The organism is Moorella sp. E306M (genome assembly GCF_006538385.1).
In the GTDB taxonomy this organism is placed as follows: domain Bacteria; phylum Bacillota; class DSM-521; order Neomoorellales; family Neomoorellaceae; genus Neomoorella.
This window is the reverse complement of the sequence record NZ_BJKO01000003.1, coordinates 1-999: the sequence shown is the minus strand read 5'-3', so window position 1 is coordinate 999 and position 999 is coordinate 1. Positions and strand designations below refer to the sequence as shown.

Here is a 999-nt window from a genome sequence, read left to right as displayed (position 1 = left end):
GTAGCGGCCTGATGGAACAGGTGGTGGAAAGGCAAAACATGCTGGCCGCGTGTAAGCGGGTAGAGCGGAACGGAGGCGCACCCGGCGTGGACGGCATCCCGACCGAACGGCTTCGGGACCAAATCCGCGCCGAATGGCCGCGTATCCGGGAAGAACTGCTCGCGGGAACCTACAGACCAAAGCCCGTACGCCGGGTCGAAATCCCGAAACCCGGGGGAGGCAAACGGATGTTAGGGATACCCACCGTGATGGACCGCCTGATCCAGCAGGCCCTCCTGCAAGTATTGATGCCCATCTTCGAACCGCAGTTTTCAGAAAGCAGTTTCGGGTTCCGACCCGGAAGGAGAGCCCATGACGCGGTAAAGAAGGCGCGTCAATACGTGGAAGAAGGATACGAATGGGCGGTAGACCTGGATATCGAGAAATTCTTCGACCGGGTAAATCACGACATCCTCATGGCCCGGGTGGCCCGGAAAGTAACGGATAAGAGGGTACTAAAACTCATCCGCCGTTACCTCCAGGCAGGGGTTATGGTGAACGGAGTGGTCATGGAAAGGGAAGAAGGAACGCCCCAGGGCGGACCCTTAAGCCCGCTCCTGGCCAACATCCTCCTGGACGACCTGGACAAAGAACTGGAGAAGAGGGGCCACAAGTTCGTCCGTTACGCCGATGACTGCAACATCTACGTCAAAAGCAAACGAGCGGGAGAAAGGGTCATGGAAAGTATCCGCAACTTCCTGCAGGAGCGGTTAAAGCTCAAGATTAACGAGCAAAAGAGCGCGGTAGACCGACCGTGGAAACTGAAATTCCTGGGGTTCAGTATGTATAAGCCTAAGGCAGGAGTAATCCTCATCCGCCTGGCGCCGCAGACCATCGACCGGGTGAAAACGAAAATCCGGGAGATAACTGCCCGGAATAAACCCGTAAGCATGGCCGAGCGCATAGAGCACCTGAACGCCTATTTGGGCGGATGGATAGGATACTTCGCCCTGGCCGACA

The 999-nt window shown here is 57.0% G+C and carries 1 protein-coding gene; it reads left to right on the top strand.

Annotated features, from left to right (window positions below; all coding sequences use genetic code 11):
* Nucleotides 1–11: 11 nt before the first annotated feature.
* Nucleotides 12–999, top strand: a 988-nt coding sequence (ltrA, locus tag FLZ89_RS15450) for a group II intron reverse transcriptase/maturase (RefSeq protein ID WP_141305363.1), incomplete at its 3' end; no start/stop codon positions are given.